We start from the raw sequence: 26,168 nt of genomic DNA, 5'->3' as shown, positions 1-26,168 counted from the left end.
AAAGTTTCGTTTATATCAATGGGAGAACTTGTCCATACGTTAAAGACGGAAGAATTCACAAGGAAGTCTCAGATAAGGATGAAGCGAATAAGAGATTCAAACTTAGTTATCATTGATGATTTGATGTATATGGCAATGGACACTCGTGAAGCCAATCTATTCTTCCATTTGATCAATGATTTATATGATAAAGCCTCTATTATTTTAACCTCCAATAAGAGCCCAAGTGAATGGGGTGAAATAATAGGTGAGCCGGGTATAACAACCGCGATATTAGATCGTTTAATCCACCGTGTGGAAGTCATTCAATTTGACGATTCCAGTTATCGTATGAAACATCGTTCTTCCATTTTTGGGGAAAAAAGTGTTCAAAATTAATGAGCAAAAAGTGTTCATTTTTACTTGACGGTTACACATCAGTCTGTGTTATGAACAAAGAAGCATCATTATCACAACTAACCTTCAGTTTGGGTAATGGAATCATGTATTTGGAGATCCTATTTTGACAGAAGCTGTTGTCGATCGACTCATTCATCATTCGCATTTGATTTTATTCAAAGGTGAGAGTCATCGATTAAGAGAATCAATGACTCAAAGTCGCTAAGAAAGGGGTGCAAGTGGCTACAAAAAGGCTTGCTATGTTATACATTTATCTATTGCCAAATACAATTTCTTAGCCACATATAGTCTTGGTGCTTCAAAAAATGACTAGAAGTTGACGGTATTGCTTGTCCTCGCTTAAATGAGTATGCTGTACTTAACTTATTTTATTGTAAAGATAAGTACATTCCCGTATACAGTATACTCACAATAAGTTATACATGGAATAGTCTTGATATATTTGTCCTAGATTAAAACCTATTATGCATGTTTAAAGTTTTATAGAATTTAAACGACGAATAGATAAGTCAAAATATCCTTTCTCCTTTTCTATCCCAATAAAAAACCTTTTGTGTTTTAGAGCTGCTACACCAGTGGTGCTGCTACCTGTAAAAGGATCTAAGACAATTTGGTGGGGTTTAGAGGAGGCTAGAATTATTCGTTCAAGAAGTTTTAGGGGTTTTTGAGTAGGATGTTTACCATAGATTTTTTCTTCTTTAGATGCTCTATCGAAATACCATACATCTGTCATTTGTTTACCATAATTACAGTATTTCATAAGTTCATAATTAAAATAGTGAGGAAAGTCATTATTTTTTTTAGCCCATATGATAAATTCCGTAGAAAAATTAAAATATTTATGGGAAAAGTTTGGCGGAGGATTCTTTTTTACCCATGTAATGTGGTTAAGTATCCTGAAGTTCAACGTTTGTAAAGTCATACCAACTGAATAAATATTATGATGCGTTCCAGTTATCCATATTGTACCGCTTGGTTTTAGTATCCTAAAGGACTCTTTTAACCACTTTGCGTTAAAACTATTAATTTTTGATATCGATTGGGCTTTATCCCAATCCCCCTTATTAACGGATTTGATTTTCCCTGAGTTAAATGTCAAGCCGTTTCCAGATAAAAAATAGGGTGGATCCGCAAAAATTAAATCAATGGATTGGCTTTGGATTTTTTTTAATTCTTCTAACGCATCACCAAATAATAATACATAGTTTGATTGGCGATATAAATTTTCTGAGGGTGAATGAAACAAGTGCATCATAATAAGAACTCCTCCAGAATGGTAAAAAAAGTCAAAATAATTTATGAGGGTTTTGAGGGAAACACGGTGGAATAAAGAGGTGAGAAGTTAATTAAAACCATGGGGTCACTTGATTCAATTATAAAAAAACTAAATAACATTGTCTATGGTTTAATGATAGTTGAGGAAACTCAAATTATGGTTTTGGCGCCGATCCTTTTATTTATAGTATAATTAAACTTAATAGTTAGTGTTAGTTAGCACTTTTTAAACTAATACTAACTTTAAGGAGTGAAAAATGAAAATGGATAAATTACAACCATTTTTAAAATGGCCTGGTGGTAAAAGACAACTTTTACCTGAAATAAGGAAATATATACCGAGTACTTATAATACCTATTACGAGCCTTTTGTTGGGGCAGGTGCAGTGTTGTTTGATATCAAACCAGAAAAGGCTGTCATAAACGATATTAACAAGGAACTAATAAATTTATATAAAGTCATTATGAATGTCGACAAAATTGATTTATTAATTAATGACTTGAAGAAACATGAAAATAATTCCACGTATTATTATCAAATTAGAGAGATGGACAGAAAAAAGGAGTATGACCAACTACCTGATTATATTAAAGCATCTCGTTTTATCTACTTAAATAAAACTTGTTTTAATGGTTTATATAGAGTTAATAGTAAGGGCTATTTTAATGTACCGTTTGGAAGATATAAGAACCCTGATTATATAAATGAAGAAGTACTTCGGGCGGTTCATAAATATTTAAATGAAAATAAAATAGAAATTTTAAATACGGATTTTGAACTCGCTGTTGAAGGTGCACAAGAGGGAGATTTCATATATTTTGATCCACCCTATGATCCGATTTCTAAGACTTCTTCTTTTACGAGTTATAGTAAAGAAAGTTTCGGGAAAAGTGAACAATTGAGGCTTCGTGACACATTTATTAGATTGTACGAAAAAGGATGTTACGTTTTATTAAGTAATTCAAATACGGAATTCATTAACTCAATATATGAATACCCAGGGGTTATTATTAAAAATGTCGATGCCGCAAGAAGTATAAATTCTAAAGCAGACAAAAGAGGAAAGATTAAGGAGGTATTAATTATAGGCGATGGTAGAAACATTAAACGACAAAGAATGGAAAAAGATATTCGAGAAATACAATATACTTAACGAAATTAATAAAAAAGGTTTTTATGAAATACAGGCAAAAGATATTCGTGAATATAGGGAACCACGATTGATGTGCAAGTTTGACCATAAAACAAATTTACCGGATGTGTTTGTCGAGAATAATCTATCCATATTGCCTTTATCTGCTAAATCCTATATTATCGGTGATTTCAATATTTTTATGGATCTAAAATATGATGAAAACTTAATGCCTAAACAAATGACCATACCAAGTCATATAGAAACTGTTAAATCGACTGATTTATATTCGGAAGCAGCCGCCTTACATTGTGCATATATTTCAGGGATGATTGATGATTTTTTAGGTGAGGAAACTTTATTTACTGTATCAGGGAGAATGAGGAGTAAAAATTTTAATTATAATATTTTAAGTAGTCGAGGATCTACTAGGAAAATTGAAGTTCAAGGTGCACAAATTGAAATTGATGGTGCTTACGAAGGTCCAAGTTATTTTATGATTGCAGAGGCAAAAAAGCAAAAAGTCACTGACTTTAATATCAGGCAATTATATTATCCATATAGAGTTTGGAAAGATAGAACAAATAAAGAAATAAGACCCGTTTTCTTTACCATATCAAATGATATCTTTTATTTTTTTGAATTCAAATTTCAAGATGATATGACATATAATTCTTTAACATTAGTAAGACAAAAAAACTATACCATTAAACACGAAAAAATTACACAATATGATATAAATGAAATTGTTTCAAGGGCGAATAATTTTGTGAAAGAACCAGAAGTACCTTTTCCGCAAGCCGATGATTTTGGGAAAGTACATGATTTATTAACTCTGTTATATGAAGAAGATTTAAGCCGAAATCAAATTGCTGAGAACTTTGACTTTCATAAAAGACAAGCAGACTACTATTTCAATAGTTGTTTATATTTGGGCTTGGCCAACAAGTATCGGTCAAAGGAAGGAGTGTTTGTAACTTTAAATGATCTGGGGCGTAAAATAATGCAACTTCCATACAGGCAAAAACGATTAAAATTGGCTGAGTTAATTCTTAAGCATAGAATATTTAAAGAAGTATACGATAAAATTGAACAAGATGGAAGTGTAACAAACGATTTTATTGTAAGTAGGATGAAGTATCATCAATTATATAACATTACAAGTGAAGAGACGTTTCAGAGGAGAGCATCAACGATTCGTGGTTGGGTGATGTGGATTAGAAATTTACCAAATGAATAGTCGGCTCTATAAAAAATTGAAATTAAAAATGTATAAACTGGGATGTTTCCGATATCTTATATAAATCGATAGTTGAGCATTTGTTTGTGTGATATTTTAATGCGTATAATGTAACATTATTAAGAGTTGACCTCTTATTAGTTCTATCAAAATAAATATTTTTTCGATATAAATGAATTTAAACCCCGCGCCTTTATTAAGACAGTGGGGTTCTTTATTATAACCTGAATTATTAATTGCTCACGGGGCAGATGTTTTTTTAGAAAAGAATATTCACATTTTGAAGGTTGGAAATCCAACGATTTTGGGCATACAATAAAGGTAAATCCGAAAAGGTGGTGGCGAAAATGCTGAAAGATGTTTTGAAGAAAAGTTTGGCGTTGGGATTTGGGCTTGCGGTGACAAGTAAAGAACAGCTGGAGAAGGCTGTTGAAGAATTGGTGAAGCGCGGGGAAATGACGAAGTCGGAGTCGCAGGAGTTTTTAAAAGAACTCATGAAAAAAGGGGAAAGCACGAGTAACGAGCTTGAGACGTTAATCAATCGCAAGATCAATAACATGATTGAACGTCTTGAACTTGTGAAAAAATCGGAAATGGAACGGTTGGAAAAGCGGATTGAAGAATTGGAAAAACGCCTGAACGGCGGGCAATAACGCATTAAAGGCGGTGCAAGGCTGGTGTTGGGCTCCGGGGGCGTTGGACCCCCCATTTTTTGGCGTTCCGCGCATTGATAAAAAGGCGGGTGTTGGGTTCCGGTTCATTTGTCTCCCCATTATTTGAAGTATTTGTACATCCATAAAATAAATTGATTTTGGGCAATCCGTGACTTTGAAACGGGTCCGGTTCATATTTTCTAACCCGGCTTTTAAAAATATTGGTGGTGATCGGTCAGATCGTTTGCCGAAGGGAGGAAGGTCATGTTTGATAAACGGCTTCGCCATCTCGGACGTTACCGTGATTTGGCTTTTGCGCTCTTGCGGAATGGATTCGGGTATATTGCGAAAGACCTTGGATTGACGGATATCTTTTCTATTCGGAAACGGAAAATCGATCAAGCCGGAGAAGCTTCGGCCAGTCACCGGGCCGTGCGGATCCGCCGCTTTATCGAAGAGATGGGCCCGACCTTTGTCAAACTCGGGCAGCTCATGAGTACGCGCTCGGACATCCTCCCGAAAGATATTCTTTCTGAATTAGAAAAACTGCAGGACCATGTACCGCCTTTTTCATTTGATGAAGTCAAAATGGTGATTGAGCATGAATTGAAGCGGCCGATGGAGGTCTTTTTTGCTTCATTCGAGGAAATCCCGATTGCTTCCGCGTCCATTGGACAAGTTCATCGTGCTGTGCTGCATTCGGGGGAAGAGGTAGCGGTAAAAGTCCGACGACCTGGAATCGAGAAAACGGTTTTAACCGATTTAGATATATTAGAAGAGCTGGCTGCAGTCGCCGAACACCGTTTTCAATGGGTCGCGGAATACCGGCTGCGGGAACTTGTCGAGGAATTTTCTCAATCGATTCGCGCGGAGTTGGATTATCGTACGGAGGCGAAGAGCGCCGAAGAATTTTACCGGATGTTTAACGATGATAAAAATGTCATTGTCCCAAAAATTTATTGGGAACAAACCGGTGAAAGCGTCTTGACGATGTCGTATGTATCTGGGACAAAAGTGAATCAAGTGGAAGAACTTGAGAGTCAGGGCATCGACCCGCGGAAAGTTGCCGTCAATTTAGTGCAAGCGGTGCTCGATCAGGCGTTCATTGCGGGTTTTTTTCATGCTGACCCGCACCCCGGCAATCTTTTGGTAGCCCGCTCCGGCGCGATTATTTTTCTTGATTTTGGCATGATGGGTCGCTTGAACGAGGAGTTGCGTTCCGTTTTACTTGATTATGTTCTTTCCATGATGCGCAAAGATACTTCGGGGATGTTAAATGCGATGGATAAGATGGGCATCATTCCCGTGGAGACGGATCGGGCGAAGTTATACAAAGACATTGACCGCCTGCGCGAGAAGTATTATGATATCCCGTTTCGTGATATCCACCTTGGCGATGCGATTAATGAGCTGTTCGGGATTGTGTACCGTTATCGGATGAAATTGCCGAGCGACATTTTCTTGTTAGGCAAAGCGCTTCTGACAGTAGAAGGCGTGGTTGAAAAACTCGATCCGAATCTCAGCATTCTAGAGGTGGCGGAATCCTTTGGCCGGGAAATATTAAAAAACCGTTACCATCCAAAAAAGATCCTCAAAGCCACATGGAAAGATTGGCGCGAGACCGCGGATTTATTGATGGATTTACCGAGAAGTTTGCAAAGCGCGCTGAAACTTTTAAATAAAGGAAAACTGTCTTTGGAGTTTTCGGCGCCGGAACTCAAGCTGATCTTACATAAATTAGACCGCATCAGCAACCGTCTGTCCTTCAGCATCGTGTTATTGGCCTTCAGCTTAATCATGAGCGGCTTAATCATCGCTGGGGCGATTGCCGGAAAACCGAGCGTCATCTGGAATTTGCCGCTTATTGGCGGAGGATTTGTCATCGCCGTACTGATGTTTTTATGGCTCTTGTTTTCGATTTTCCGCTCAGGGCGGTTTTAAAATGAGGTGAAAACGTAAAACACTTCGACGTGGCGATCATATCGCTGATTAAGAAAACGATAATCCGAGATTGCTCCTGAAGTCTTTGCTCCGATATAGCGCCGTTATAGCAAATTAAGAAAACCCCACCTGTAACGTCAACAGGTGGGGATCGGCGTTATTCGTTGTTATCTTTCTCATATAATTTAGTCATCCACTCGACGATCGTGATCTTTTCTTTGACACGGATATCTTCAACATTTTCTTGGGCAAGAATTTTTCCGTTCTTAATGACGATGATTTCATCAAGAATCGCTTCGACTTCCTTAATTTCATGCGTGGTAATGATGACCACTTGGTGTTCCAAATCAATGAATGAAATCAGCCCTTTAACGATGGAATCGCGAACCATCGGATCAAGACCTGACAGCGGTTCATCCATTAAAATCACGGGTGCTTCTCGGGCTAATGTGAGCACAATTTTCAACCGCCCGCGATTGCCTTTTGATAAATGTTTGACTTTACTGTTCGGATCCAGTTTCATATATTCCCGGATAGCATCGGCTTTTTTTCGGTTAAAATCACTGAATTGGGAAGCGTAAAAATCAATGGTTTCCTCGACCGTATAGAAACCGTAAAATTCATCAAGCTCCGAAAGATAGGAGACAACCTTCGCAATCCGGCGGTCGACTGGCTGATCGTTGACGAAAACATGGCCGCTCGTCGGTTGAATAAGTCCGGCAATCAGTTTCATCGTTGTAGACTTGCCGCTGCCGTTCGCGCCGATTAACCCGTAGATTTTACCCGGAACAAGTTCTAGATCAATGCCTCTTAGTGCCGTTTTATTTAAGTACCGTTTTTTCACCTGTTTTAATCGAATCATTCCTGATCGCTTCCTTTCACGCCAGATAGGTAGATTGAAAGCCCAGTGAGGATTTCTTCGTGGGTGTAACCCATGGCTTTCATCCCTTCCACAAAGCGGGAGATTTCTTTATTTTTCAGCGTCTCCCTCATCGATTGAAGTATCGCTTCCTTTTCGGTCACAAACGTCCCTTGACCTCTTCTTGTTTCCACAATCCCTATCGCCTCCATCTCTCGATAAGTCCGTTGAACCGTATTCGGATTCACTCCGGAATGAATGGCCATTTCCCTAACGGATGGCAATTTATCTCCAGGCTTTAAATCGCCGCGTAAAATTTGCCTCTGAATGCGCTCTAAAAGTTGCAGATAGATCGGTGCAGATGGATCAAAGCTATCGGTCATGTGCTTACACCTCAATCTTCTTATCTAGTATCCAGCAAGAAACGAAAAAGAGAATGAGACAAATCAACGCTTCAAAGATATACGTGCCTAAAAAAATGTAGCTTGTGTTTGTTAGGGGTGCAATCTGAATGCCATGTCTTGTTGATATGTCAAGATTGTTAATGAATGGCACAAGTGAAATCTTCCCCCAGTGCGTCAAAATAGTATAAAGCACGGTCGATTGTAGTTTTGAGATGATATAGCTCCACAAACCGAAAAGGATTAAGGTTAAAATAACGCTCACCCATATTCCGAGACGGCTGGCGAGCAGGCGGTAAATCATCCAGAAGAATAACAGCCAAACGGCAATAGAGATGGCAATGAGATAGATGTGCAGAATGAAAAATGATCCAATTTTTACAACGTCAGTGTAGCTTAACCAATCTTGAATGGGAATTTTAGTCCCAAGCACGAAATAGGTGATATAACAGACGGCACAAACTATAAATAACGAGATGGTCATGGCTACGAACCCTGAAGCCATTTTGGCAAGGATTAGCTGATAACCCGGCATGGGATTAGATAGCCAAAGATGTAATTTCTTCCGTTCGCTTTGTAAACTGATGAACAAATAGAAAGCAAGATAAAAAAAGTGGGGAAAAATAAATACTAACGATACAACAAACATCGCGTCAATGACATGCCCGCTTTTAAAACTGAAAAAAGACGAGGTCATCAGGACGACAAAATACATGAGAATCGTAAAAAGCATCGCTGGTAACCCAAGACGAAATTCCTTTCTAAATAAATGCAGCCAAGCACTCATTATTCAAAACCTCCTAAAGTGTAGTGAATTTGTGTTCCAGTGTACTAGTAACATAATACACAGGTACACAAGATTTTGTCAATGGAAAATTTGATTTCTTGCACATTTTGATACAAAAGTGCCTGTTCATTTGAAGAATCACTGAGGATTCGGTAAGATTTTGGGTCGTTTTAATGATGGATCCGAAAGCCCCCGATTCCATCAAAATAGGGGATAGCGTCTGGTTACCAGGTGAAGCGTCAATATTGGGGGATTCAAGGCGCGCTTCACGAGTCCACACGCATTTACGCGATGTTTTTGGGCCTTCAACACGAGAATACGTTGCATAAAAGATGGAAACCTAACGTATTTCGGTTCAATGGCAGTCGAAACATTGCGCAAAACCAAATGTTGGCAAATATTAGACGCGATTCATGGGTCCAAACTTCCTAGGGTCAGATCATAGCTGAGTGGATGCCCGGTTTTTTTACTTTTTGAAATCCACTTGCTAAAGGCGTATGATGAAAGGGACAAGTGGACGGAGGAAACACCCGTCTGAAGTAAGGGGAATGCCTGTGGTAACGGGAATACTACTTTTAATAATTGGTTTTGCAGCCGGAGCATACGGGATTATGGTTGGAGCTGGCGGTGGTTTTATTTTTGTTCCAGCTTTACTCATCCTGTTGCATTTGCCTCCGGAAATGGCGGCTGGCACTGGTCTCGTCGTGGTTTTTATCAATTCTATATCTGGGATTTATGGGTACATACGGCAAAAACGCATTGACTTTAAAATGGGATTTTTATTGGCATTAGGGGCAACCCCCGGGACCTTTCTCGGCATTTGGCTGACGAAACTAGCCTCGCCTAAAGCCTTTCATTCGGTTTTTGCGATCATGCTCGTGGCATTAGGCATCTTTCTGATGATAAAAAAGCCCCGGGGAATCAGCGGAAAGCTAGTGACAGTCAAAACGAAGTTGCGGCGACCATTGACCGGCATACTTCTCCCGATATGGTGAAAACCCAATCGCAGGCCGTATCGCTTTTAGTGATCGGCATTGTACTTGGGGTTGTCTCGAGCTTTTTTGGCATCGGCGGCGGCTGGCTCCTCGTCCCGATATTAATTTATCTTTTTCGCGTCCACCCGCATTATGCGACAGCCATCTCGATCTTCTCGCTATGCCTTTACTCGCTAGTTGGGGTCATCATTCACATCGTCCAAAATAATATCGATTGGCCCGCAGCCATTTGGGGAAGCGTGGGGATTTTCATCGGTGCTCAAGTGGGGGTTTATTTATCGACCCGGATTTCCGGAAAACGGATCCTTCAAATGCTGGCCGCCGTACTCATCCTCGTTGGCATAAAGTTGGCTATATGATCATTCGGCTTTCGCAGGCGGTACTGCCTCAAAATAATATGCTTTTTTGGTTTTTGGCCAAAATGGAGCCCAGATAATTCCAATTCCTATGATTGCGTATCATTAGCGCGGCTCCAAGCTCGTGAAATGATACGCTTTTTCGAATTGCATATCATTTGGCTGGCGGAATGGCCTCAAAATAATATGCTTTTTTGGTTTTTGGGCAAAATAGGACCCAGTTATTTCCATTTTTCGTAATTGCATATCATTTTCTAGTCCTCCAACTCATGAAATAATATGCTTTTTCGGATTGCATATCATTTGGCTGGCAGTTCGGCGTCAAAATAAAATGCTTTTTTTATTTTTGATTAAAATGCAGCCTAGTTATTTCCAAAACATTTCCTCGGCGTAATCGAATTGTAAGTGAGAGTTGAAAGGCGGTTGGCGAAAGAAAAAATGTTCGTAAACGCCGTCATCGATCACGCAACCGAAAGTGAGAAAACGTGGCTAAAACCGGATGCGCGGCGGCCACACTCATAAAAAACAGCAAAAATAAAAACCGGTTCAATCCCGGTTTTAATATTCCCCATCAAATGGCGTAAAAGGAATGCTGAGCCTTCTTTCCACTTGACGCAGACGTTGATTGACACGTTGAAGGCGACGTTGAAGTTGGTTAATCTCTCTATCTTGTCGTTCATTTTGCCTTTCGAGCTGAGTCAATCGGCGTTCAATCGATTGCCATTGCGGCGGCTGACGATAAACATCAAACGGCTCTTGTTGGGGATAAGAATATGGATAGTAATCAAACGGATAGGGTGTACCATAATCACTTCCGTAATAATACATCAAAAACGCCCTCCTTTAGGGTATTTGTTTATAACCTACGTAGGCATTTTTATTGTGAAACGGCTAATGCCTAGAAAGCCCCTTGTCAGTAAAGGAATTTTTGTCTGGGTTCTTTGTATGTGATGACTCATCCACACTTTTATGAATGAGATCCATCACCTTTCAAGAGCATCAAAAGCATGACGTAAAAAAGACACTTTGTTTTTTCAAATGGGGTCAATCCGAGAAATGGCTGCCATTAACAATTGGTTTGCTCCATATAGGCTGATGCGCAATACATTATGTTATAATATTACTAATCTTAGGATAATGATACTTCATTTTACAATTGGAATGGCATTATCAATCAAGTAATCCTATTGTCCTATCATCTTGTTCTTACGCGGCAAAAAAGAGATGGTTGTTCGACGGGGCAAACCTTATCATTTCTTCGTCGAATGGAATCATGATGACGATCATGTGTACATATTTATTTCAGTGTGCCTCCGAATATTGAGCGATCGTTGCTATAGAGTGCTAGTTTTCGATTGAAAAAAATCCGTTTCCACAAGTGCAAGGATGACCCTTGGTAAACGCATTTGGGTTATGGGATTTTTGCCTCCTGACAACGGGTTGAGCGCACATTGAAGAGATTATCCACCGAAAATGAAAGCGGAGAATGGTTTGCCATATTTAGGTGTGGGACCATTTGTTTTCGATTACCATGAAATGCAAGTGGTCGTAACAGGTGGTAAGGTGTTGCAGTACATCCTCGGGCACCCGATTGGGGGTTACAGATCAACCAAGGTATCAGGAATGAGATCCTTGATATGCTCGCCTGTTTTCATCGCTATTGGGGTTAAGCTTATGATTTAACCTAAATAAAGAGGGGGACCTATGTATCGTTACGAGTTTAAAGTGATGAAGAAGAATGGTTTGCATGTTCGTGTTGTCGCGACGCTGATTGCTAAGCTACAAAGCATTGTTCAAACTCACGACAAACTGAAAACTATCATGTTAGAATACCGTGAACAAAAAGTTCCAATCACGCATTTTATTAATATCGTCTCGCTAAAGATTAAGCAAGGGGAATCGATTTACATCCACCTTGACGAACCTTTATTGCCAAAAGATCAAACTGAAATTGCTAAAGTGCTTCAAAACGATGGAAACAATCGGATCGAGCAGGAAGCCGATCGTCTTCTTATGGAGAGCTCTTTGACATTTGATGTAATTCTCCAACATATTCCGAGTGGGATATTATTAGTCAATAAAGAAAACAGAATCACATATGTGAATAGGGAAGCCTCACGCCTTCTCGAAATGCCGGAAAATGCATTGATTAACAATAAAGCCAACGAAGTTGTCCCTCACTCGAGATTGGATGTGATCTTACGGACCGGAAAAATTGAAATTGCCAAACGGCAAAAGTTAAGAAACAAAACCGTTATGACCAACAGAGCACCGATCATTTTTGAACGGGAAATAATCGGGGCTATCGCTCTTTTTCAGGATATTTCTCATGTTGTCGCTTTAAGTAAAGAACTTCATGAAGTCAAACAGCTGCAAAAGAGACTTGAACTCGTATTGCGATCCGTTAATGATTTAATCGGATTGACCGATGAGTCAGGTAAATTTATATTCCTTAACCCAGCTTTTATTCGATTAATAGAAGAAGAAAAAGTCAGTAATAACGTCATAGGTATTATAGGAATGGATATATGGAAGAAGATTAAGGAAAAACATACACCTCACGCCCAAATTCTAACTTTTAACAAAGACAACGCATACATTTTAAGGATTAACCCAACCATTGTCGATCGGAAGTTCATTGGCACCGTTTTTACCCTTAGTCCGATCGATGACATGAAATTTTTATTAGAACAACTCCACACTGAAAAAGAGAGAACCCTTTATCTGGAAAAAGAACTATCAAAACATCAGATCTTTGATAAAGCCTTTAATCGCTTAATCGGTGAAAGCGCCACATTTAAAGAAACATTGTCATTGGCAAACAAAGTGGCAAAAACAGATGCAACGGTGCTGATAACTGGAGAAAGCGGAACCGGTAAGGAACTTGTTGCTAAGGCGATTCATGAAGCGAGTAAACGTAACGGGAAGCCGTTCATTCGCGTTAACTGTGCTGCCATACCCCCACAATTAATTGAAAGTGAATTGTTTGGCCACGAGAAAGGAGCTTTTACAGGAGCGTTAAATACGAGAAAAGGGAAATTTGAGCTCGCGAATCACGGGACGATTTTTCTTGATGAAATCGGTGATTTAAATATTGATTTACAGGCGAAGATTTTAAGAGTGATCCAGGAAAGAGAATTAGAGCGGGTCGGAGGTTACGAAACCATTCCATTAGATGTCCGTATTATTGCCGCAACGCATCAAAATTTAGAGGAAATGGTGGAGAGAGGGGCGTTTCGGGAAGATCTGTATTATCGCTTAAATGTTGTTCCTATTCACCTTCCCCCTTTAAGAAGAAGGAAATCGGACATTCCGCTCCTAGTAGATTATTTTCGAATGTTATTTAATGAGCGGTTGGGAAAAAATATCAACAAGTATGAAAATGGTTTTATTGAAATTCTTATGAACTATAGTTGGCCAGGTAATATCCGCGAATTGCAAAATATTATGGAACGTTTAATTACTCTGGTTGACGGGGATACTTTGTTAATTGAAAATCTACCCAATTATATCAAGAAGCCTTTGATCGCTTCAGGACACTTTGGGCAAAGTCAAAACACACTAGATGAATTATTAACTGAACAACCGTTACGAACAATGGCCGAATATGAAAGATTAATTTATGAACATGCCGCACGGCTTTACCCAAGCTTTAATCAAATAGCAAAAGCATTGGGAGTAACACATAAGACAGCAGCTGCCAAGATTAGAAAATATCAGTTAGAAGGCTTCCTTGGGAAAAAATATCAAGGTTCTGATAATAAATCTCAAACCATTTGAAAGTGCTTACAAAAATGCCCGGCATAAGGGCTTTTCTTTTTTGGCACACATTTTGCATAGAACATGTTGTGAATCTCTATCCAAACCATAAGGGGGTTTATGAGATGAAGAAAGTCATCAATGATCCAAATGGAGTCGTCAGTGAGATGCTTGAGGGCATGGTTTTAGCCTATCCAGAAAAGTTGCGGCAACTTGAAGGGACAACGGTTCTTGTTCGCAAGGATGCTCCGGTTACTGGGAAAGTAGCGATTGTAAGTGGCGGAGGTAGCGGCCACGAACCATCCCATGCGGGCTATGTGGGACGGGGGATGTTGGATGCGGCTGTTGCCGGCGAAGTGTTTACTTCTCCAACCCCAGATCAAGTTTATGAAGCGATAAAAGCGGTGGACAGCGGTGCCGGTGTTCTTTTAATCATAAAAAATTATACCGGTGATGTCATGAATTTTGAAATGGCAGCGGAGATGGCGGAAGCGGAGGGCATCAAGGTGGCTAAAGTGATTGTAAATGATGATGTTGCCGTAGAAAATAGTACTTATACAACAGGCCGCCGTGGTATTGCCGGAACGGTTTTTGTTCATAAAATTGCCGGCGCCAAAGCTGAAAAAGGCGCTTCTTTGGAGGAAGTCGAAGCAGTCGCTAATAAGGTGATTACTCGTGTAAAAAGTATGGGCATTGCCTTGAGCCCTTGTACCGTTCCAGCCGTAAGAAAACCCGGTTTCGAAATGGCCGATGATGAAATGGAAATCGGTATGGGCATCCACGGTGAGCCAGGTACCGAAAGAACAAAAATGAAAACATCGCGTGAAATTGCTGAACTTTTAGTAGAGAAAGTTTTAGCTGAACTTGAATTCACAAACGGGGAAGAAGCCGCTGTCTTAATAAATGGACTTGGCGCCACACCTCTGATGGAACTCTATATCTTTAACAAAGATGTCGCTGAATTACTGAAACAAAAAGGGGTTAAAGTCTATAAAACATTTATTGGAGAATATATGACTTCCATAGAAATGGCCGGGTTGAGCTTATCCATTCTAAAATTGGATGAAGAGCTTATTAATCTATTAGATATGCCTGTGGATGTTGTTGGATGGTAAGCAGGAGGATGACTTCGTATGAATCAAGAAGACTTCAAAAAATGGATCAAGCAGGTCAATGAAAGAATTCAAGAACAAAAAGAGTATTTATCTGAATTAGATGGGGCCATAGGTGATGGGGATCACGGCGTGAATATGGCTCGAGGATTCCAAGAAGTCGTCAATCGGATAGAAACATTTGAGAACCCTGACATAGGCGCGCTGCTTCAACAGGTTGCCATGACACTGATCGGAAAAGTCGGTGGCGCAAGCGGCCCTCTGTATGGCACGGCCTTTTTAAAAGCAGCGGGCGTTCTAAAAGGCGTAACGGAATGCACACAGTCCGATCTGATTTTGGCACTGGAAGAAGGGCTGAAAGGCATAAAGATGCGGGGAAAAGCTGAAGTCGGTGACAAAACGATGATCGATGTCTGGGAGCCGCTTCTTTCAAAATGGAAAGAAAACCCTGAGACAAGTTTAAAAGAACTGAAGGCTTTTACGGCCGAGTGCATGGAAGGAACCCGTCATCTGGAGGCAAAGAAAGGACGCGCGGCTTATCTAGGTAAACGATCGATCGGAACGTTGGATCCAGGATCTGTTTCGTCATACATTTTATTTGACACATTATTTTCCAATTTAGAGGATGTTGCATCGTGAGTGTAGGTATCGTGCTTGTTTCACATAGTCATGAATTGGTTAAAGGTTTAGCTGACATTTTAAGCCAAGTGCAGCCGGATGTCAAAATTGGTATAGCCGGGGGCACCGAGGAAGGTGATATTGGAACGAGTGCTTTTAAAATTAAGAGCGCGATTGAAGCTGTAGATGACGGAGAAGGTGTTGCGGTTTTGTTCGATCTCGGAAGTGCTTTATTAAACGCGGAATTGGCACAAGAAATGATGGATTCCGAGTCAAAAATTGTGTTTTGTGATGCGCCCATCGTTGAAGGGGCTTATGCGGCAGTAATAGAAGCTGGGATCGGCGGATCCTTGGAAGAAGTCGTGCAATCCGCAGAGGGTGTAAAAACGGTTTCCAAGCTCGCTGGCCAGAATTAGGGGCTGAAGTTGATGATAGAAAAAAGCATTGAAGTTTTTATTAAAAATGGGTTACATGCCCGTCCGGCGGGTGAACTTGTAAAAATGTTAAAACAATACGATTGTGATGTATTTCTTATTAAAGGCGAGAAAAAAATCAATTTGAAAAGCATCATACAAATTATGTCTACTTCAATTAGAGAAAACGATGTCATTCGTGTTCAAGTGAATGGGAAAGATGAGGCAGAAGTTGCCCGAAAACTAGAAAAATTTTTTCGTAATGGGAAGATTGACCGTTGACTATTTAAAGGATGAAGTGAAATGATCAATCAACGCGTGCTACCAGCCATTCGTCATATGAAAGATTTTGAGAAAGTCCTAAAGATCAAACATTATGAGTATATTGTGTTACTAGATACCCATGTGGCAATGGTAAAGGATTTGATCCATTTGGCCAAAATGAATGGAAAGAAAGTATTACTTCATGCTGATCTTATCCAAGGATTGAAGAATGATGAACATGCTGCTGAATTTATTTGCCAAGAAATTAAACCGGCAGGGATCGTTTCCACTCGGTCAAATATACTTTCAATCGCAAAGAAACGAAAATTAATCACGGTTCAACGTTTATTCTTGCTAGATTCCATATCTCTTGAGACTAGTCTTCGACTGTACAAAAAGGTAAAACCAGACTATATTGAAATTCTTCCGGGAATCATTCCCAAAATGATTGCTGAATTTAAAAATGAACTGAATATCCCAATTGTAGCAGGTGGTTTGATTCGTACCTTAACGGAAGTCAAGCAAGCCATTGATGCAGGAGCATCGATGGTCTCAACTTCACAGCCAGTATTATGGGAGCAGGGGAAAGAAATTTAAAAAAATTCATTGACAACGCTTACATCACAGTGATACACTTTATGTAAGTTAATACGAGTGAATGAGATGATGAGGCTCACAATTTACCTGCTGCCCTAAAAAGGGTCTATGGTAATTTTGTGGGCCTCTCTTTCATTTACGTACTTATTTGAATTTTCTGTTAGTAAGGAGGCTAAGAAGATGTCAGCATTTCTTGGTGAAGTCATTGGGACAATGATTTTAATTATCTTTGGGGGTGGGGTTTGTGCAGGTGTCTCCCTTAAAAAATCCAATGCGGAAAGATCTGGATGGATCGTCATTGCGATGGGATGGGGTATGGCCGTTGCAATGGGCGTATACGCTGTGGGGAATTTCAGCGGTGCCCACCTTAATCCCGCTGTCACATTGGGACTCGCTATTACAGGAGATTTCCCGTGGAGCCAAGTTCCAAGTTATATTTTTGCTCAATTTATCGGTGCTTTCCTTGGGGCTTGCATTGTGTATTTACATTATCTTCCGCATTGGCGGGCGACTGAAGATCCAAGCGCAAAGTTAGGCGTGTTTTCAACAAGTCCTGCGATACCGCAAACGTTTGCGAATCTTTTAAGCGAAATTATAGGTACATTTGTTTTAGTTATGGGGATTGATGCCATTGGTGCCAATAAGTTTACAGAAGGCTTAAATCCATTAATTGTTGGGTTTTTAATTGTGGCCATCGGTTTATCCCTTGGGGGAACGACTGGATATGCGATCAATCCAGCGCGTGACCTTGGCCCGCGGATTGCTCACGCCTTATTACCGATACCAGGTAAAGGTTCATCAAATTGGGGCTATGCTTGGATTCCGGTAGTCGGACCAATTCTTGGTGGAATGTTTGGGGGCCTTTTCTATAAAGCGGTTTTTGTAGGAAAAATCACCCTAGCATTTTATGTGATTGCAGTTATTCTAATCATTGTGATTTTGGCTGCGTATTTTGGAGAAAGGGCTCAGGGCCAAAAAGAGGCATTTGAAACAAAAAAAGCTATATAGAAATAGGGGTGTGACAAAACGATGGAAAAATTTATCATGGCGCTAGACCAAGGGACAACGAGCTCGCGGGCGATCATTTTTGATAAGGACGGAAATATTGTTCACATTGCGCAGAAAGAATTCACCCAACATTTTCCGAAACCAGGCTGGGTGGAACATGATGCATCGGAAATCTGGGGTTCCGTTTTATCGGTCATTGCGCAAGCGCTTTCTGAAACCAATATTCATGCCGAACAAATTGAAGCCATTGGCATAACGAACCAACGCGAAACAACTGTTGTATGGGATAAGCATACCGGCATCCCTGTTTATAATGCGATCGTCTGGCAGTCTCGACAAACCGCGGATATTTGTGAAGATTTAAAAGCTAAAGGATTAAATGATTTGTTCCGTGAAAAAACGGGGTTACTTATTGACGCTTATTTCTCCGGAACGAAAGTCAAATGGATTTTGGACAATGTGGAAGGGGCAAGAGAAAAAGCAGAAAAAGGTGACTTACTGTTTGGCACCATCGACACTTGGCTTGTCTGGAAGCTGTCTGGCGGCAAGGCTCATGTCACCGATTACAGCAACGCTTCGCGCACGCTGATGTACAATATCTTTGACTTGAAGTGGGATGATGAACTGCTCGACATTCTCGGCGTCCCCAAATCGATGCTCCCGGAAGTCCGGCCTTCATCTGAAGTCTATGCGAAAACCGTTGATTATCATTTCTTTGGCCAAGAAGTGCCCATAGCCGGGATTGCCGGTGACCAACAGGCCGCTTTGTTCGGGCAGGCATGCTATGAGCCGGGTATGGCTAAAAACACATACGGAACGGGCTGCTTCATGCTGATGCATACGGGTGAAAAAGCGGTTCGCTCGGAAAATGGCTTGCTGACGACGATCGCCTGGGGCTTGGATGGGAAAGTGGAATACGCATTGGAAGGCAGCATTTTCGTTGCTGGTTCAGCCATCCAATGGCTTCGTGACGGGCTAAAAATGCTCGATCATGCGGCCGAAAGCGAAGCCTTGGCCAAAGCTGTCGACTCGACCGATGGGGTTTACGTTGTTCCAGCCTTTGTCGGTCTTGGCACTCCTTATTGGGACAGCGATGTGCGCGGTGCGGTCTTTGGATTGACACGCGGGACGACCAAAAATCATTTTGTCCGGGCGACGCTTGAGTCTTTAGCTTATCAAACAAAAGATGTGCTTGCGGCAATGGAAGCCGATTCCGGCATACAGTTGAAAAAATTGCGCGTGGATGGCGGGGCAGTTGCCAACAACTTCCTGATGCAATTCCAGAGCGACATTCTCGGTGTGCCGGTTGAACGTCCGGTCATCACCGAAACGACAGCGCTTGGCGCCGCCTATCTTGCCGGTCTTGCCGTTGGCTATTGGAAAGACCGCGCAGAAATTGCGAGTCAGTGGCAAATCGACCGCACCTTCGCAGTCGAACTTGATGAAAATAGCCGCCGCACCTTGTATGACGGCTGGAAAAAAGCGGTCAAGGCGGCGATGGCCTTTAAATAATTTGAATGATCTGCCGGATGATGGTAAATTAATAGTATAAGTTAATAAAAGGTCATGATACATGAGAGACCACAACGCCTTATTATCCGTAGAGTGTAATAAGGAAGTTGCGGTCTTTTTTTATCACCAAAAATTTGAAGGAGCTGGTGGATATGACGGCTTCATTTGCCAGTACCGACCGAGAGGCGATACGGAAAGGTTTGTCCGAAGAAATTTTTGATGTGCTCGTGATCGGGGGCGGCATTACGGGCTGCGGGATTGCCTTAGATGCCCAGGTGCGCGGTCTCAAAACCGCTTTAATTGACATGCAAGATTTTGCCGAGGGAACATCGAGCCGCTCAACGAAGCTGGTCCATGGCGGATTACGATATTTAAAGCAATTCGAAGTGAAACTGGTGGCCGAAGTCGGTAAAGAACGGGCAATTGTGTATGAAAACGCGCCGCACGTGACGACACCGGTTTGGATGCTTTTACCTATCTATAAAAATGGCACTTTTGGCAAATGGACCACATCAATCGGTCTTAAAGTCTATGATTTTCTCGCAGGCGTCCGAAAACAAGAGAGGCGTTCGATGTTAAACCGCGAAGAAACCCTAGAAAAAGAACCTTTATTGAAAAAAGAGGGTTTGCTTGGCGGCGGTTATTACGTGGAGTACCGCACGGACGACGCCCGGCTGACATTGGAAGTGATCAAAGAGGCCGTACGCCGTGGGGCAAAGGCATTGAATTATGTCAAAGCCGAAGAACTTTTATACGATGAAAACGGCACAATTAAAGGCGTGAAGGCTGTTGACCAAATCACGGGTAAGGCGGTTGATATTTTAGCGAAAAAAGTCGTCAATGCTTGCGGGCCGTGGGTGGACAGCATCCGTGAAAAAGATCATTCAAAAAAAGGGAAGACCCTGCACCTGACAAAAGGGGTTCATATCGTTTTTGATGCGAAGCGCTTCCCGCTGAGAAATGCGGTTTATTTTGACACCCCGAACGGTGATGGGCGGATGATTTTTGCCATTCCTCGCGGCGGAAAAGTTTATGCCGGTACAACGGATACGAATTATCATGATGATCCGGCTCAAATGCGCATGACGGTGACGGACCGTGATTATCTGCTTGAGGCGGTTAACGGCATGTTTCCGAGCCTTGGACTAACCCCTCAAGATATTGAGTCGAGCTGGGCCGGTGTGCGCCCGCTGATCCATGAAGAAGGTAAAGACCCGTCAGAGATTTCCCGAAAAGATGAAATTTTTATTTCGGATTCTAACTTGATTACCATCGCCGGGGGGAAATTGACGGGATACCGGAAAATGGCCGAGCGGACGGTGGACTTGGTGTGCAGCCAGCTCAGCAGGGAAACCGGAACACAATACCCACGTTGTTCGACGGACAAAGTGCCACTTTCCGGTGGAGATTTCGGTGGGTCCCAGTATTTTGCTGACCGTATCAGCGAATTTATTGCCGAGGGTCGGTCACTTGGTTTATCCGAATCCGAAGCTAGTGGCCTTGCTCACTTATACGGCACGAATACTGAAAAACTATTTGAAATCCTGCGCACCGAAAAAAATGACGCGACGGACCTTCCCGACTTCGTTTTTGCCCAAGTGGAATACGGCATCAGGGAAGAGATGGTTACAAAGCCCGTTGATTTCTTTATTCGCCGAACAGGGGCCCTTTTCTTCAACATGGAGTGGGTCCGCAGGTGGAAAGATCCAGTCATCAACTACATGCAACAGCGATTGAATTGGGATGAGGAAACAAAACAGCTTTACGCTGAACAACTCGAAGCCGCGATCACCACCGCCGTCGCCGCAGAAGAATAATGAACGACAAAAGCAGGCACCGCTTGAGTCAATTCGGCTCGTTTTGACAGTAAAAAATCTATACTTTCCGAACCAGTATATGGACAATTAAAGCTCTGTTCAAATATTGGTCGAGTCGCATTGCGCAGTTTTAGGCATGTGTTGCCGACTCGAGGCTCTATCTGCCATTTTGGGCTGAAAATTTTTTTGAAATGGCATTTAGCTTGAATTTACTGGAAAAACAAGCCGGGTTTGGTGGCGGTTTTACCAATATCTGTATCCAAAAAGCCATTTTGGAGTAGGAAGCGGACCCAAAATGGCCTTTAGCGCAGTTCTATCTGCCATTTAGAGTTAAAAAATTTTTTGAAATGGCATTTAGCTTGAATTTATTGGAAAAACAAGCCGGGTTTGGCGGTAGTTTTACCAATATCTGTATCCAAAAAGCCATTTTGGAGTAGGAAGCGGACCCGAAATGGCCTTTAGCGCAGTTCTATCTGCCATTTTGGGCTGAAAAATTTTTTGAAATGGTATTTAGCTTGAATTTAATGGAAAAACGTGGCTGATATTAGGGCTATTTTACCAATATCTGTGTACAAAAGACCATTTTAACATGCAAAGGAGATCAAAATGGTTTTTAAACCGGCGATCAGCAGTTTGTCTCAAATCCAAAAACACCGGGTTCTGCCCGGTTTTTATTATATTGATAAGAATGCGTCACGTTTTGCCGACTGAAGATCATCTCTCGGGATTTCATTGCCAAAACTTTTGAGTTATAATTTTATTAGTAAAATATTGAAATTTTAAAATCGCGGAGCAATGATAAGCAGAGGAGGGCCACACATGGCTGCCGGTTATTTGAAAGAGGAGCATCAGTTGTTTCGTCAATCCGTTCGTAAGTTTTTGGAAAAAGAGGCAGCGCCTTTCTTTGAGCAATGGGAGAAAGACCGCTTGATTCCCCGGGAATTTTGGTTAAAGATGGGCGAGCAAGGGTTTCTGTGCCCCTGGGTGGATGAGGCCTATGGCGGTTCCAATGCCGATTTTGGCTATTCTGTCGTGCTGAATGAAGAGTTGGAACGCATCGGAACGGGACTCATTGGCATCGGCCTTCACAACGACATTGTCGTTCCGTATCTGGCTGATTACGGGTCAGATGAACAAAAACAGCGCTGGCTTCCGAAATGCCTCACCGGAGAAACGATCACGGCCATTGCCATGACCGAGCCCGGTGCTGGTTCAGATTTGGCCGGCATCCAAACGACAGCGATTCGCGACGGTGACGACTACATTGTGAACGGGCAAAAAACATTTATTACAAATGGCATTCAGGCGGACTTAATCGTTGTCGTATGCAAAACGAATCCGAACGCGAAACCGCCGCATAAAGGGATCAGCCTTCTTGTGATCGAGCGAGACACCCCAGGATTTTCCCGAGGCCGAAAACTTGATAAAATTGGGCTTCATTCCCAAGATACGGCAGAGTTGTTTTTCGAAGATGCCCGCGTACCAGCCGCTAACCTGCTCGGGGAAGAAGGCCGAGGTTTTTATTACTTAATGGAAAAATTGCAGCAGGAGCGCTTGCTTGTAGCGATTAGCGCCCAAGTTGCCGCGGAAGAAATGCTGAAAATGACCGTTGATTATGTCAAAGAAAGAAAAGCGTTTGGGCAACACATCGCTCATTTTCAAAACACGCAGTTTACAATTGCAGAGATGGCGACAGAAATCCAAATTGGCCGCACGTTCGTGGATGACGTTATCTCCCGGCACATGGCTGGTGAACAGATCGTGACGGAAGTGTCGATGGCAAAATGGTGGATTACGGATATGGCCAGACATATAGCTGCAACATGCATGCAGTTGCACGGAGGATATGGGTATATGGAAGAATACCCCATTGCCCGGCGCTATCGTGATATACCAGTGGCGTCGATTTATGCGGGGACGAATGAAATCATGAAAAATATCATCGCTAAGAATATGGGCCTCTAAAAATTAATAGATTTAGAGTAATCGGCACGCTATAGAAAAGGGGAGGGTCGTTTTTGTTCGAAGGTATTCGTATCATAGATTTTACGCAGTATTTACCTGGGCCGTTTGCTTCACTCAGGCTCACAGACCGCGGGGCAGAAGTCATAAAGGTTGAGCCATTAACTGGCGACCCGGCAAGGGCCTTCGGTCAAGCGGTTTTTTCGGCGAATAACCGCAACAAAAAATGCATCGCCATCAATTTGAAAAGCGATGGCGGCCGGAAACTCGCCTTGGATTTGGTCCGGCATGTCGACGTCGTTCTTGAAAGCTTCCGACCGGGCGTGATGAAAAAATTAGGCTTAGATTATGAGACTTGCAAAAAGGTTAATGAAAAAATCATTTATGTGTCGATTTCTGGCTTTGGGCAGAGCGGAGCGTGGGCGCAACTTGCTAGCCATGATTTAAATTACTTAGGACTAAGCGGGGTGCTCGGTCAATTTAGAAATGAGGACGGCTCGCCGGTTCACCCATCGCTGCAACTGGCGGATCTCATCGGTGGAATTGTCGCGAGCGAAGCCGTCGCCGGTGCCCTCTATCAAAGAGAAAAAAGCGGTTGCGGCGCTTTTGTCGATTTGTCACTAATGGATGCCGTATTTTCTTTATTACCCACCCATGTGATGAATGCCAGCCTAACCGGAAATAGCCGCGGTATACCGGAACTTGCAGGAAATATCGTCAACTACCACATATACGAAACAAAAGACGGCCGCCACATGACGCTAAGCGCTCTCGAGCAGAAGTTCTGGAAAAATTTTTGCCAAGCGGTGGAGCGACCGGAATGGGTTGCCGCATACCCGGACAGGCTTTCCGTCCATTTGCCGATTTACGAAGAAATGAAAGCGCTGTTTCGAAGCCGCACGCAAGCAGAATGGATACAGCTTGGACTGGAAGCTGATGCTTGTTTATTTCCGGTTTTGGGGGTGCAAGAAGCAGCCCGCAGTTCCTATGTTCGGGAGCGGGGGTTGGTCAAGGAGGTGGAACAAAAACCTTTTGTCTCAACCTTTGTTGCGGTGAAACTAACACCTGAGGTTATCACAAAAATTGGTGAACATACCGATGACGTGTTGCGTAGTGTTCTGGGATTAAGCGATGATGACATTCTAGCGCTTAGGAACAAGGGCACTATTGTTTAGAAACATATTTTAAAAATGAATCGGGGGAATTCCTATGATGAATACGGCTTTAACCCTAACACAAATGCTCGAACGGGCGGAAAAATATTTTCCGAAAAAACCGATCGTATCGCGGACACATGCAGGAATGAAGCGGTACACCTACCGGGAAATGGCTGAGCGGACGCGGCGGTTATCGAGTATTTTAGAAAAATATGGCGTTCAAAAAGGGGATCGGGTTGGAACGCTTGCTTGGAACGATCATCGCCACTTGGAAGCTTATTTTGCTGTACCGTGTATGGGAGCGGTTTTACATACGATTAATGTGCGGCTCTCTCCGGAACACATCGTCCACATTATCAATCATGCAGAAGATAAAGTGCTCCTTATTGACCCTGATTTTCTGCCTTTGATTGAAGCGGTGAAAAATAAGTTAACCACTGTAGAAATGTTTATTATCCTCACCGATGACCCGCTTCCGGAAACGACACTCGCTCCTGCCCATTCGTATGAAACGCTTTTGGGTGAAGGGGACCCGCATTATGTCTATCCGGAGCTAGATGAAAATGACCCGGCTGGCATGTGCTACACGTCTGCCACAACCGGCCTGCCGAAGGGTGTCGTCTATACGCATCGCGGGATTACTCTACACAGCTTAGCTTTTGGCCTTGCCGACACAGGGGCGCTTTCGGAGTCGGATGTGTGCATGCCGGTCGTTCCGATGTTTCATGTTAACGCATGGGGTATACCGTTTGCGGCGACGTGGTTTGGCACGACGCAAGTGCTGCCAGGTCCGCGTTTTACCCCGGAAATTTTAGCGGAACTCATTTCTTCGGAGAAGGTGACATTAACTGCGGGGGTGCCGACGATTTGGCTAGGCCTTTTAAAAGTGCTGGAGGAAAATAGCGATAAATATGATTTCTCGTCCTTGCGCGCGATTATCTGCGGCGGAAGCTCGGCTCCGATGGCGCTCATTCGGGCATTCGAGACGAAGTACAAGATTCCATTTATTTGTGCTTACGGGATGACCGAAACGACGCCATTGGTCACGTATTCCCGCTTAAAGTCTTATCAACAAGATTTGCCGGAGGATGAAAAGCTGCGCATACGCGCTTGTATCGGCTATGTCGTACCGGGTCTTGAAATAAAAGTGGTTAACGACCAAGGGGAAGTTGCATGGAATGGTCAGGAAATGGGTGAACTTCTTGTGCGCGGACCTTGGATTGCCGATTCTTATTATCAAGACGAACGGACGAAAGAAGCTTTCAAAGATGGATGGCTTCATACCGGGGATATCGTCACGATCGATGAAGAAGGTGTCATAAAGATTGCCGACCGCACGAAAGACTTGATCAAAAGCGGCGGGGAATGGATTTCATCAATTGACTTGGAAAATGCCTTAATGGCTCATGAGGATGTATTCGAAGCAGCCGTTGTCGGCGTGCCGCATCCGAAATGGCAAGAGCGACCGGTCGCCTGCGTGGTTTTAAAACCTGGTGCACATGTCACGAAAGAGGAACTGCTGGAATTTCTGCGGCCGCAATTTGCCAAATGGTGGATTCCCGATGATGTCGTGTTTATGGATGAAATTCCGAAAACTTCTGTCGGCAAGTTTTTAAAAGCAAAACTCCGCGAGCAGCTGCAAGATCATCCCATTACTGAATGAATGATGGCTTAAGCCAGCCGATGCGCACGGCGTGGTGTGGGGGGGAATCCTCTCATTGTCGAATAAATGATGGCAAAAGCCTCCGTTTGGAGGCTTTTTAACTGACTTTTTCTTTTTTTATTTGCTGCTTGGTGACAACGAAGGTTGAAAATCTAGCGAGAAACGAATATCAGGATTTACCAGTTTATCAATTTTAATACTTGTCGATAAAAGTAGTTTATCTTTTAAATTTATAAATAAGTATGTA

The 26,168-nt window shown here is 42.4% G+C and carries 24 protein-coding genes and 1 pseudogene; 20 read left to right on the top strand and 5 right to left on the bottom strand.

The features are described from left to right. Both H532_RS0103595 and H532_RS19795 read left to right on the top strand, forming a co-directional pair. On the top strand, window positions 1-378 hold a 378-nt coding region (locus tag H532_RS0103595), incomplete at its 5' end, for an ATP-binding protein (protein ID WP_027724354.1). Between the two features lie 37 nt (window positions 379-415). Next, a pseudogene (locus H532_RS19795) lies at window positions 416-604 on the top strand (ATP-binding protein); the annotation flags it as partial. Between the two features lie 267 nt (window positions 605-871). Here H532_RS19795 and H532_RS0103590 read toward each other — a convergent pair. Continuing rightward, window positions 872-1,654 carry a DNA-methyltransferase gene (locus tag H532_RS0103590; RefSeq protein ID WP_027724353.1) on the bottom strand — a complete coding sequence of 261 codons (783 nt, stop codon included), beginning with the start codon at window positions 1,652-1,654 and terminating at the stop codon, window positions 872-874. A 277-nt stretch (window positions 1,655-1,931) separates the two neighbouring features. Between H532_RS0103590 and H532_RS17730 the strand changes: the two genes are divergently transcribed. From H532_RS17730 to H532_RS0103570, 4 genes are all read left to right on the top strand, one after another. Then, a complete protein-coding gene (locus H532_RS17730) occupies window positions 1,932-2,828 on the top strand; it encodes a DNA adenine methylase (RefSeq protein WP_051263113.1) in 897 nt (298 codons plus the stop codon). Next, window positions 2,767-4,047, top strand: a complete 1,281-nt coding sequence (locus tag H532_RS0103580; RefSeq protein ID WP_027724352.1) for a type II restriction enzyme — start codon at window positions 2,767-2,769, stop codon at window positions 4,045-4,047. The genes H532_RS17730 and H532_RS0103580 overlap by 62 nt, the downstream gene beginning before the upstream one ends. 347 nt (window positions 4,048-4,394) lie before the next feature. Beyond that, entirely contained in the window at window positions 4,395-4,700 is a 306-nt protein-coding gene (locus tag H532_RS0103575; protein WP_051263112.1) for a phasin family protein, read from the top strand. Window positions 4,701-4,964: 264 nt separating this feature from the next. Then, window positions 4,965-6,641, top strand: coding sequence for an ABC1 kinase family protein (locus tag H532_RS0103570; RefSeq protein ID WP_027724350.1), 1,677 nt, complete (start codon window positions 4,965-4,967; stop codon window positions 6,639-6,641). A 157-nt stretch (window positions 6,642-6,798) separates the two neighbouring features. Here the strand turns inward: H532_RS0103570 and H532_RS0103565 are convergent, their stop codons facing one another. Genes H532_RS0103565 through H532_RS0103555 form a run of 3 tightly spaced genes read right to left on the bottom strand, consistent with a single transcriptional unit; the run spans window position 6,799 to window position 8,688 of the window. Further along, a complete protein-coding gene (locus H532_RS0103565; protein ID WP_027724349.1) occupies window positions 6,799-7,503 on the bottom strand; it encodes an ABC transporter ATP-binding protein in 705 nt (234 codons plus the stop codon). Next, window positions 7,500-7,883 (bottom strand): GntR family transcriptional regulator, encoded by a 384-nt coding sequence (locus H532_RS0103560; protein ID WP_027724348.1) that lies wholly within the window; start codon window positions 7,881-7,883, stop codon window positions 7,500-7,502. The genes H532_RS0103565 and H532_RS0103560 overlap by 4 nt, the downstream gene beginning before the upstream one ends. Window positions 7,884-7,887: 4 nt before the next feature. Then, window positions 7,888-8,688: a hypothetical protein gene (locus H532_RS0103555; RefSeq protein ID WP_027724347.1), complete on the bottom strand. Its 801-nt coding sequence runs from the start codon at window positions 8,686-8,688 to the stop codon at window positions 7,888-7,890. Between the two features lie 554 nt (window positions 8,689-9,242). Between H532_RS0103555 and H532_RS20790 the strand changes: the two genes are divergently transcribed. Both H532_RS20790 and H532_RS20785 read left to right on the top strand, forming a co-directional pair. Continuing rightward, window positions 9,243-9,683, top strand: a complete 441-nt coding sequence (locus H532_RS20790; protein WP_051263111.1) for a sulfite exporter TauE/SafE family protein — start codon at window positions 9,243-9,245, stop codon at window positions 9,681-9,683. Further along, window positions 9,677-10,042, top strand: coding sequence for a sulfite exporter TauE/SafE family protein (locus H532_RS20785; protein WP_051263110.1), 366 nt, complete (start codon window positions 9,677-9,679; stop codon window positions 10,040-10,042). Before H532_RS20790 ends, H532_RS20785 begins: the two co-directional genes overlap by 7 nt. A 555-nt stretch (window positions 10,043-10,597) precedes the next feature. On the opposite strand, the gene H532_RS0103535 is transcribed toward H532_RS20785, so the two are convergent. Beyond that, on the bottom strand, window positions 10,598-10,867 hold the full coding sequence (locus H532_RS0103535; protein WP_027724346.1) for a hypothetical protein: 270 nt from the start codon (window positions 10,865-10,867) through the stop codon (window positions 10,598-10,600). Window positions 10,868-11,743: 876 nt separating this feature from the next. Between H532_RS0103535 and H532_RS20920 the strand changes: the two genes are divergently transcribed. The 12 genes from H532_RS20920 (at window position 11,744) to H532_RS0103465 (ending at window position 25,921) form a co-directional block, all read left to right on the top strand. After that, complete coding sequence (locus tag H532_RS20920) at window positions 11,744-13,819, top strand: sigma 54-interacting transcriptional regulator (protein WP_051263109.1); 2,076 nt, start codon at window positions 11,744-11,746, stop codon at window positions 13,817-13,819. Between the two features lie 104 nt (window positions 13,820-13,923). After that, window positions 13,924-14,913 carry a dihydroxyacetone kinase subunit DhaK gene (gene dhaK, locus H532_RS0103520; protein WP_027724344.1) on the top strand — a complete coding sequence of 330 codons (990 nt, stop codon included), beginning with the start codon at window positions 13,924-13,926 and terminating at the stop codon, window positions 14,911-14,913. An 18-nt stretch (window positions 14,914-14,931) separates the two neighbouring features. Continuing rightward, window positions 14,932-15,549 (top strand): dihydroxyacetone kinase subunit DhaL, encoded by a 618-nt coding sequence (gene dhaL / locus H532_RS0103515; protein WP_027724343.1) that lies wholly within the window; start codon window positions 14,932-14,934, stop codon window positions 15,547-15,549. Continuing rightward, window positions 15,546-15,944, top strand: coding sequence for a dihydroxyacetone kinase phosphoryl donor subunit DhaM (dhaM, locus tag H532_RS0103510; protein ID WP_342662280.1), 399 nt, complete (start codon window positions 15,546-15,548; stop codon window positions 15,942-15,944). The genes dhaL and dhaM overlap by 4 nt, the downstream gene beginning before the upstream one ends. Before the next feature lie 12 nt (window positions 15,945-15,956). Further along, window positions 15,957-16,223 (top strand): HPr family phosphocarrier protein, encoded by a 267-nt coding sequence (locus H532_RS0103505; RefSeq protein WP_027724341.1) that lies wholly within the window; start codon window positions 15,957-15,959, stop codon window positions 16,221-16,223. Between the two features lie 21 nt (window positions 16,224-16,244). After that, a complete protein-coding gene (locus tag H532_RS0103500) occupies window positions 16,245-16,802 on the top strand; it encodes a glycerol-3-phosphate responsive antiterminator (RefSeq protein ID WP_038111421.1) in 558 nt (185 codons plus the stop codon). Window positions 16,803-16,982: 180 nt separating this feature from the next. Further along, a complete protein-coding gene (locus H532_RS0103495; protein ID WP_027724339.1) occupies window positions 16,983-17,810 on the top strand; it encodes an MIP/aquaporin family protein in 828 nt (275 codons plus the stop codon). 21 nt (window positions 17,811-17,831) lie between these two features. Next, on the top strand, window positions 17,832-19,322 hold the full coding sequence (gene glpK, locus H532_RS0103490; protein WP_027724338.1) for a glycerol kinase GlpK: 1,491 nt from the start codon (window positions 17,832-17,834) through the stop codon (window positions 19,320-19,322). Between the two features lie 152 nt (window positions 19,323-19,474). Beyond that, the gene (locus H532_RS0103485) at window positions 19,475-21,139 is read left to right on the top strand and encodes a glycerol-3-phosphate dehydrogenase/oxidase (RefSeq protein ID WP_027724337.1); all 1,665 of its coding nucleotides are present in this window, start codon (window positions 19,475-19,477) and stop codon (window positions 21,137-21,139) included. Window positions 21,140-21,958: 819 nt separating this feature from the next. Next, window positions 21,959-23,104, top strand: a complete 1,146-nt coding sequence (locus tag H532_RS0103475) for an acyl-CoA dehydrogenase family protein (protein WP_027724336.1) — start codon at window positions 21,959-21,961, stop codon at window positions 23,102-23,104. 53 nt (window positions 23,105-23,157) lie between these two features. Beyond that, window positions 23,158-24,276 carry a CaiB/BaiF CoA transferase family protein gene (locus H532_RS0103470; protein ID WP_027724335.1) on the top strand — a complete coding sequence of 373 codons (1,119 nt, stop codon included), beginning with the start codon at window positions 23,158-23,160 and terminating at the stop codon, window positions 24,274-24,276. Window positions 24,277-24,310: 34 nt separating this feature from the next. Next, window positions 24,311-25,921, top strand: a complete 1,611-nt coding sequence (locus H532_RS0103465; RefSeq protein WP_027724334.1) for a long-chain fatty acid--CoA ligase — start codon at window positions 24,311-24,313, stop codon at window positions 25,919-25,921. Window positions 25,922-26,168 lie beyond the last annotated feature (247 nt).

The organism is Tuberibacillus calidus DSM 17572 (genome assembly GCF_000430685.1).
Classification (GTDB): Bacteria; Bacillota; Bacilli; order Bacillales; family Sporolactobacillaceae; genus Tuberibacillus; species Tuberibacillus calidus.
Note: the sequence above shows the minus strand (reverse complement) of the source record. Positions and strands in the feature narration are given on the sequence as shown.